The sequence below is a fragment of the Halopenitus malekzadehii genome, from assembly GCF_900108505.1.
Classification (GTDB): Archaea; Halobacteriota; Halobacteria; order Halobacteriales; family Haloferacaceae; genus Halopenitus; species Halopenitus malekzadehii.
Genome location: NZ_FNWU01000010.1, coordinates 50,970 through 59,692, shown reverse-complemented (window position 1 = coordinate 59,692; position 8,723 = coordinate 50,970). Strand labels below are relative to the sequence as shown.

Sequence of the window (8,723 nt, the reverse complement as noted above, 5' to 3'; positions counted from 1 at the left end):
CGTGCAGGTCAAAGCCCGAGGCACGAGCAAAGAATGCGCGTCGTGCGGTGTGGAGACAGCGAAATCCATCTGGGTCAGGGAACACTCCTGTCCGTCATGTGGATTTGAGACGGACAGGGACGCGAATGCGGCGATGAACGTCTTGCAGAGAGGCTTTGCTGAATTAGGGCTGGGATGGCCCGAAGACACGCCCGTGGAGACAGTGACCGCTACGGACACGACTCACTTCGAGTCCGTGTCTGCAAGTCATGTCGTGGAAACGGGAAGCCTCGGGGTCGTCCGAGAGCGCGATGCGCTCTCGGGATGACGAGAGAGCAACGCTCTCTCGAACCACTTGACCCCGAGGCGATTCACCACCTCGTGTCGGAGGATCCGAATCACGAACAACGCCCGGTTCGCCTGGCGTCGATTCCGCTCTCGTTCGCGTCGGTGTTTCGCCGACCGGTCCCCGACGATGACACCGGCGACCGCGCCGCTGATGAGGACGTTCGCCACGAGTGCGGGTGCGGTTGACGGGGGGATCGCTCCCGCACCACCGGACCCAACGAGGGTGATCGCAACGACGACGGCCATACCGCCGGTTCCGAGCAGACACCACCGAGCGACGGTCGCGACGTAGTCCCGGGAGAACACGCCGACGGCGAGCGCCACGCCGTAGACAGTCAACGAGAGTCCCGCGACGAGCGGCAGCAGCCCGACGGCCAGAAAGAGGACGGAGCGGTCGACCACGAGCGCCTCGGCGACGAAGAACCGGGTGATCGCGAACCCGATTAACGCGACGACGAAGCCTCGATACCGAATCCAGGTTGGGACAACCATATGGTCACTGTCCGCCGATGGTGTACGCAGACGCCCCGAACACTTGAATGCGCGGAGCGTGTGGGGATGCGTTCACGGGCCGTCGCAGCCAGCCGAACGGTCGTTCGTGCTCAGCCGAACAGCCGCTGGAGGATCGTTCGATCGCCGGGGCGTTCGGTCAACAGCACCGAGCAGTCGACGTGGTGGATCACGTCCATATGCAACGAATCGGTCAACAGCCGCGAGAGCAGCCCCTTCTCGGTCGCCCCGATGAGCAGGAGCGTGCTGTCGTTCGCCTCGCGTTCGATGGCGGCCTCGACGTCGCCGGAGTCGTCGACGATCGTCTCGGCATCGGTCAGGCCGTGGTCGAGGGCCCACTGGGAGAGGAACTCCTCGCCGGCCTCACGCTCGTCCGGACCGTCAACGACGTGTAACAGCGAGACCTCGACGTCGGCGACCGCGGCGATCATCTCCGCGACCTCCGCGCTCAACGCCGAGTTCGGACCGCCCGCGGTCGGGACGAGGATCCGCGAGACGTCGAGGCCGCGGTCCTTCACGATCAGGAAGTCGCTCGGCAGTCGGTTGGTCAACTCGGTGAGCGGGCGCTCGGCGCGCGCGTCCGTCCAGAGTCGGTCCTCTCCCCAGCCCATCAACACGAGGTCGGGATCGGTCCGGCGGGCGGCGTTGAACACTTCCTCGAACGATCGGTTGGTGATGACCATCGACGTCTTCAGTCCCGCGTCGTAGTCGTCGGCGACGTCGCGGAGGGGTTCCATCAGTCGATCCGACTCCTCCATCACGCGCTGACGCTGGCCGTAGCTCGGATCGGCAGCGCGGCGGCCCGGCGTCTGGATCACGTGGACCGCGTGAACGATCGCCCCCTCCCGGGCGCTCGCGATGGTGCAGGCCAGCTCGATCAGCCGCGACTCGGTTCGTGGGTTCGCGATCGGCACCATAATCCGGTAGGTCCCCTCGCTCGAGAGCCCCTGCTCGGAGGGGTCTAGCATCGGAACGTACGACCGGCCGGCGAGGCGGCCGAGGAACCACTCCCGGAGCGTGAGTCGGCGTTCGATCCCCTCGAAGCGGGCCGACTCCAGGCGGTCCTCGCTGGTCTGGAAGTAGTTCACGAGGGTAACGAGCGCGACGCCGCCCACGGTGTTGCCGATCAGGACCGGCAGGATGAATCCGGTGAGGCCGACGAGGATCCCGAGCTCACCGTGGATGATGAGGTAGAACGCCTCCGCAAAGGAGACGACGACGTGGAAGAGTCCCCCGAGCGGGACCGCGAGGAAGGCCAGGTAGGTCACGACGATCCGGGAGATCGTGTCACGCGAGCTGAATCCGACCCAGACGACGCCGGCGACGATGAGTCCGGCGAAGACGGCCTTCGAGAACAGCGCCCACGCCGACGTTTCGACCCCGTGTCGGCCGAGCTCCATCGCCTTGTCGGCGGCCGCGGGATCGAAGACGTCGCCGTAGACGAGCACCAGGGTCCCGATCGCGCCGCCGGTGAAGTTACCCACCAGGACGATGCTCCAGTGGCGAAGCAGGGCGGGGAGGCTGGCGATCCGCTCGAGGGTCAACGCCACCGGCGGCAGGGTGTTCTCGGTGTAGAGCTGGTAGCCGCCGATGATGATGTAGATGAACCCGAGCGGGTACAGCAGGACGCCGAGGACGGGATTGTCCGTCGATGCCGAAAGGGACGCGTACAACAGGAAGGTGATGCTGATCGCGAACCCGGCCGCGATGCCGCTGAAGAACAGTTCCCGGCCCGAGGAGGTGACCTCCTCGTCGGCGGCGGCGACGATGCGCTGAAAGACCTCGTCGGCCGAGAACCGGTCACGGACCGCCTCGCCGACCGCGGGCGCGCCCATCCGGGACCGTTCGACGGCCTGGCGGACCGATTCGTCGAGATCGCTCGGTGTCGGCGTGTCCTCGGCCCCGTTCTCCTCGTCCTGATCGGGCGGGTCGTCGTCGGGATGATCCGCGAGATCCGTGTGTTCCGGGTCGGCCATTATCCGATCCCTGAGGGTGCGCCGACTTGAAGGTCACCGTCTCGTCGAGGCTTCGATCCGGAATCACGGCGTCGGCTCCCCCAGAACGCAGCACCGACTACTCGCGAACGCCCCGGTCGTGGCTCGATCCCGACCCAGTCGGATGCCCGCGGTCCTCGCCGACGTCGCCTCCCTCCGACCGCCCGGAGGCCTCGGATCCGGTATGGGTCACCTCACGGCCCCGATCCGAACCGCCATTCGATCCCGCCTCGACGGCGGCGCTCGACCCAATACGATAGGCGAGATAGATCCCGACGAGCGGGACGATCGCCAGAATCGGCGAGGGCTGGAGCTCGTAGAAGGGGGCATCCACCAGTTCAACAGCCGAAATCCGACACCGATCGAGACCACCGCCAGGCCGGCCGCGACGAGGCCGCTCGGCAGGCCACCCCGCTCGCCGGTCCCGACCGCGACCCCGAAGCCGGCGGCGATCGCGGGCAGAATCACGAGGAGCCCGTAGACCGTCTCCGTTTGCACCGAGACCCACGCGAAGACGGCCGCCCCCAGGAGATCGAGGACGATCCCCAGAACGATTCCAGCGACGATGCCGCCGCCGATCAGTCCCTCTGGAAACGACCCATCGGACCGGTCGTCGGCGGCGGACGGCCCCTGGGCTGCGGCAACGACCGTCTCGGGCTGCGGGATCCCCGCGGTGGCGGTCCAGGCGAGGTAGGTTCCGACCGCGGTCGCGGCGATCGCGACCGGGCTGACCGTCACGAGGGCCACGAGGAGGCCGAGCACGTACCAGACCGTCCCCGCCGCGTGGACGACCGGCGAGCGCTGGGGGAGCCCGAACCCGTGGCCGAGATAGACCGCGCCGGCCACGATTCCCCAGACCCCGAGCGCGGGGAACCCCCACAGCTGTACCCCGACGAGCAACGATGAGAGGACGAGGAGCCCGCCGAGCGCGTAGCTCAGGTAGCTCAGGTAGGTGAGCCGCTCGTGGCCGGCCTCCCGCGGATGAACGAAGACGGGAGCGACCGCGAGAAGGTCCCGAACGTCACCGGGTGTTTCGATCTCCGCGTCCTGGAATCGATCCCTGATCTCGGCCATCGACATCCGGCCGTCGGTCACGTCGCTCCCGGGGTGACCGGGTTGCCTGCCGGCAACCTCGCCACCGACAGCCTCGCCATCGGCAACCTCGCCACCGACAGCCTCGCCATCGGCAACCTCGCCACCGACAGCCTCGCCATCGGCAACCTCGCCGCCGACAGCCTCGCCGCCACCGGCGCCGCCGACCACACCCGTACGCGCGTCGTTTCGCACCGACTCGACGTACTCGTCGAGGAAGACGACCTCGGTCCCGCCGCGGGCTCGCAGTCCGACGCGGAGGACCTGCACCCCGCCGATGACGATCGCGATCGCGCCGAGGCTCGTCGTCAGCAGCGAGAGTCCGCTGAGGGTAAACAGGGTCCAGCCGACGATCCCCGCGAGCCACGCCTCGGTGGTCCGGTAGGTCCGGATCCCGTACCAGGCGATCGCGAACCAGGCCGTCGTCACGAGGAGGGTCGTCGTGCCGCCCAGCGCCGTCGTGGCGAAGTCGAAGAACCCGACGACGATCCCCAGCGGCGTGCCCGAGGCCGCCGCCGTGAGCGGCGCGGAGACGACGGAAACGACGAGGAAGAACCCGAGGATCGCCGTGAGGTACGTGTTCGCCCTGTTGAACTCGCGGAGCCGATCGCTCGACTCGGCAGCCGTCTCGGCGACGGCCTCGGGTTCCGACCGGCCGCCGTGGTCCGCGTTCGATCCTGTCGCTGCGCGGCGTCCCGCGCCGGCGCGCCTGGTGCCTGCCGACCGGGAGCGACGGTCGTCGACGAGGTAGCGGAGCGCGATCCGTGAGGCCGCCCACGTCAAGAACGCGACCGCGGTCACCGCGGGCGGTACGAACAGCACCGCGGTTCCGAGGACGGGCACGTCCAGCGATCCGACGCCGAGCGCGTAGAAACCGACGACGGCCACCACCGTCATCCCGAACTCGATCAGCGCGACCGCGCCGGCAAGCTTCGCGAGCCAGCCGAGTTCCGTGTTCCCCCAACCCATACTCGGAGAATGTTGTTCATTCACAAAAATTTTTAAGCAGGGATAACGGCGGGCGAGAGGCTCCATCAAACGACTTCACAGCGGTCGTGACCGCCGCGCAACGGAATCCGACCTCCAAGAGAGGAAAGAAACGAAAGAGGAAAGAAACGAGATCTGAAAGTGTGCCGACAGCCGACAGCCGACTCGTGACGGCGCCCAGCCAGATTCGGGTCCGGGAAGCCTATGACCCTCACGGTCGCTGAGTGCGTATGGACGCGAACGAGATCCGAACGTGGAGCGACCGGTACGACGAGGTGTACGACGACGACCTGCGGGCGATCGAGGAACGCCTCCACGAGGCGCTTGCCGACCAGGAGTCCATCACTCGCGAGCAGCTCGAGGACGTCGTCCGGTGGAAACTAAACGGACAAACGGGACGGCGTGACCGCAACGTCGAACAGGTACGGTCCGTCCCCGACGAGTTCGTTCGGCGTGTGAGCGAGGCGGCGTTGCTGGTCGACGATCCGACGCTGCAACTGAAGACGCTGCGGTCGATTCCGGGGATCGGCGGCGCGACGGCAACGGTCGTGTTGATGTTTTATGACCCCGAGAACTACGCGATCGGCGACCGCTACATCGTGCACGAGTTCTTCGGGGAGGACCGGGGGATGCGGGTCACCGACTATCCGAAGATCCTCGCGGAGCTCCGCGAGCGGAACCCTGGCGATTTCGACCTCCGGACCGTCGAGAAAGCCTACTACCAGAGATATCGGGTCGAGAACGACGTCGGGAACTGGTGAATCCCGCGCGAAGACACGGTCTCGGCCTCGATACGGTGATCGTGGCACCGAGACGGTCGACGACCAAATGAGATGCAATTTTTTGTGGAGGCGTCAGGAGGTTCGCGGTCGCTGGGTAGTTACTCTTGGATGAATAAATCAACAAATTGAGGTGAGACGGAGAAAACTTCGGGCAAGAACTCGCGCATTGTGCGTAAAATTTCGTCGGCTTCAGGGGGTCTACCACCCTGTCTCCCGACAAATAATCGACCACCACGTTCCTCATCCACACCAACTACTTCAAGATCGTTTCTATTAGCAATTGATTTAATATTCTCCCAATCTTGAGTATCAAACTGTCCAATACTGTTGCGTTCGTTAATAAATCCGTGCAAATTGTAAATATCATCGGTGAGTTGAGGTGATATGACATACCCTGAATCTGAACCGTCCAAATAGACTCCCACAGAAACCGTGCCAGAGTTCTGTTTTGATAGCCGTATCGCCTGATTCAGTATGTCTTTTTTACTTCTATCCCGAATCTCTGACAAGGTTACGTCAGAGTCGTGTTCCGTTTCCGCAGGAATATATTTCTGTAACAGATCATCCGTTTTCAACTCTGTAATCATGGATATGAGCCGTTCGCTGTTGACTGTTTTAACGTTAAGATCAGCCGCAGCCGCTTCCGCTTGCGGAGTGAAATCGCTGGTCGTCACCACAACGACGGCGTCTACGTTATCCGTCCGGTGTCTTAAACTGCTGTACTGCTGTATGTCCGGACGCCCCACCTTGGTGCGAGATGAATATCGCTTTGCTTGTATCAATTGTTTTTGATAGAATGGCGTGTCTTTTTCAGCAATAACATCCACACCACCATCGTTTGAGCCGGACGTAACCGTCGTACTCCATCCGTGTTTCGCCCACAGATCAGCAACCAACTCCTCAAATTCATACTCGTCCATCTCCTGTAATTTTTTGAGGAGTTCCGTATCAGTCAAATTTATATTATCCATAGTGGTCAGTCGTCGGAGGAACGGGAAACAACCATCGGTGATTTATAAAGGCTGCATCCCGACGTTAATTTCGAATCCAATCCGAGCGGAGAAGGGATGCCGCCTCCCGAATTTGAACGGTGTCTCAGACGCCGACTGGCTGCCCTCAAGCGCCGGACGGATTCCGCTCAGACGCCGCTCAGGGCTTGAACCATCGCCCCGATGGTGGGGAACCGTTCTGTGGGGAAACTAACTATGGCAGAACTGGAACACCGCGGTGCCGCAGAACTTCCGCAACTCGCGCCCACTGTCTATGACGAGCGGTTAAGGAACGCCTTGAGATAGTATTGCACCCATCGGGCGGTTGCTCAAGATGACCGCCGACGCTTCTCATACTGTCTGAGAACGAGCGAGGTTCAAACTGATTCACTTGCTCGATTAGATTTGCGTGGATTTGAATAGTCGTTGGTGATGGTAGTCCACTGCCTCTGAATTCGCTCAACGATTTTCTTGCGTCTTTGGCGCCTTGATCCCGTATATTCGACTTCCTCGTCCTTAGGTAGCAAAACGTCGTACACATAACTCCCCGAATTATAGTATAGTGTATACTGTCCCTAAAGTGCTGAAAATATGTGTTTCAGGCTCTCTAATTAATTTAGTCTCGAATCTAAAAGTGAGCCAAAAGACATAAATCAATTCGAAATGTAGTTGTGAGTGCGATGCCCGAAGTACGAACTGAGCTCGATGACGAGGTGTACGAGATGGCGAAGCAGATGAAAGAGGAACAGGGTCGGACTTGGAACGGCCTCATCTCCGCTGCTCTCAGGGAGTTTGCAAATTCGGACTCCCCTGATGAACGTCTACTGGGCCTGAAGCACGACTGGGACGAGGACCAACGGGTTTTCCCTGAACCCGGTAATGACCGACTTGGGTCTTTCAAGGCCGGTTGGACCAAAGCAGAAAACGGTCAGGAGTTCGGTCAGAGGGCACTGAATGGGCTCTCGTGGCATAACCTCGGCTGGAGGTTAGGGATGCTATTCGGCGAGACGCCGACTGAACTGAAAGAAGAACTCTACCAGTGGTGTGTCCAGCAGCAGAAAGAGACCCGAAAAGATACGAAAGAGTAGAGTTTTCGGTAGTGCGGAAAGGTACCATTCTTCCATTACCGCAGACACCTGAATACCGATAGATTGTGTGTCAGTAGTGTCACGACAGTTGTCGAGAGACATCTATCCACCTCCAGTATCGAACCTCTCCTTCGACTCAATTGAACAGGGCCTGTGACAGTTGTGACCCCCACCGGTACTCATATCGACCACCTCGTCCGAGGATTGCTGTGTACCGAGTCGTTCCTCATCGGGACAGTGGTACGTTCGGACGAGGGTGGACACCGCTTAAGCGTGCGCGCACAGACCGATTCTCTTGATAGCCCGTTTCTCCCACAAAAGGGCGGTATCTGGCCTCTGCCAAGGAATTAAGCTTTCTCCGGGCGTTTCAAACAGTACAGAACGCAACACGCCGTCGGGGTCCGTCCAGTGACCGGTCCCCATCGCACAAGGGAAACCGGAATCGCAGGACGGCATTGGCACTCTCAAATCTCATTCGAGCGGTAAGGGTATGCCGCCTCCCGGATTTGAACCAGGGACAGCTCGATCTTCAGTCGAGTGCTCTCCCAGTCTGAGCTAAGGCGGCTCGCATTCGAACCAATGCCGATTCGGGACAAAAGGATTTCGAAACCCGGCGCGGGGACGTCGACCGGAATCCTCAGGAAGCGGGCCGGTCATCGCCGGACAGTGAACCCGGTCCGGGGTTCGATCCACGATCGGACGGGTGATTATCTGATCCGGGGGCAGTATACGGAGCGATGGGATCGAACGAGACGACGGACGACGACGTTACGGCGAATGCCGTGACGTGGTGGCGACGCCCGGACGAGCGAGGAGATGGATCGCAACAGGAAGATGGGACCGCCCGGATTCGAACCGGGGTCACGGGCACCCAAGGCCCGGAGTATACCACTAACCCACGGTCCCGTAGCCCCATCTACAGCGATTACGCGCTAAAGGGTTTCGTTCGTGGGA

7 protein-coding genes and 2 tRNA genes are annotated in these 8,723 nt (G+C 61.8%); 3 read left to right on the top strand and 6 right to left on the bottom strand.

All coding sequences use genetic code 11. The features are described 5' to 3' along the window. On the top strand, positions 1-307 hold a 307-nt coding region (locus tag BLW38_RS12360), incomplete at its 5' end, for a zinc ribbon domain-containing protein (protein WP_143040877.1). Here the strand turns inward: BLW38_RS12360 and BLW38_RS12355 are convergent. From BLW38_RS12355 to BLW38_RS16305, 3 genes are all read right to left on the bottom strand, one after another. After that, the gene (locus BLW38_RS12355) at positions 247-819 is read right to left on the bottom strand and encodes a hypothetical protein (protein ID WP_092817523.1); all 573 of its coding nucleotides are present in this window, start codon (positions 817-819) and stop codon (positions 247-249) included. The two genes, BLW38_RS12360 and BLW38_RS12355, sit on opposite strands and share 61 nt — an antisense overlap. A 110-nt stretch (positions 820-929) precedes the next feature. Beyond that, positions 930-2,813 carry a formate/nitrite transporter family protein gene (locus BLW38_RS12350; RefSeq protein WP_092817522.1) on the bottom strand — a complete coding sequence of 628 codons (1,884 nt, stop codon included), beginning with the start codon at positions 2,811-2,813 and terminating at the stop codon, positions 930-932. A 207-nt stretch (positions 2,814-3,020) separates the two neighbouring features. Next, the gene (locus tag BLW38_RS16305) at positions 3,021-4,892 is read right to left on the bottom strand and encodes a hypothetical protein (protein ID WP_092817521.1); all 1,872 of its coding nucleotides are present in this window, start codon (positions 4,890-4,892) and stop codon (positions 3,021-3,023) included. A 248-nt stretch (positions 4,893-5,140) separates the two neighbouring features. Here BLW38_RS16305 and BLW38_RS12340 point away from each other — a divergent pair, with 248 nt between their 5' ends. Then, positions 5,141-5,671, top strand: coding sequence for a hypothetical protein (locus BLW38_RS12340; RefSeq protein WP_092817520.1), 531 nt, complete (start codon positions 5,141-5,143; stop codon positions 5,669-5,671). A gap of 119 nt (positions 5,672-5,790) precedes the next feature. Here the strand turns inward: BLW38_RS12340 and BLW38_RS12335 are convergent, their stop codons facing one another. Next, complete coding sequence (locus BLW38_RS12335; RefSeq protein WP_177167497.1) at positions 5,791-6,612, bottom strand: restriction endonuclease; 822 nt, start codon at positions 6,610-6,612, stop codon at positions 5,791-5,793. A gap of 749 nt (positions 6,613-7,361) precedes the next feature. Between BLW38_RS12335 and BLW38_RS12330 the strand changes: the two genes are divergently transcribed. After that, on the top strand, positions 7,362-7,769 hold the full coding sequence (locus BLW38_RS12330; RefSeq protein WP_092817518.1) for a hypothetical protein: 408 nt from the start codon (positions 7,362-7,364) through the stop codon (positions 7,767-7,769). Between the two features lie 491 nt (positions 7,770-8,260). On the opposite strand, the gene BLW38_RS12325 is transcribed toward BLW38_RS12330, so the two are convergent. Further along, a tRNA-Phe gene (locus BLW38_RS12325) sits at positions 8,261-8,334 on the bottom strand. Positions 8,335-8,604: 270 nt separating this feature from the next. Next, a tRNA-Pro gene (locus BLW38_RS12320) sits at positions 8,605-8,675 on the bottom strand. Between the last annotated feature and the right edge of the window lie 48 nt (positions 8,676-8,723).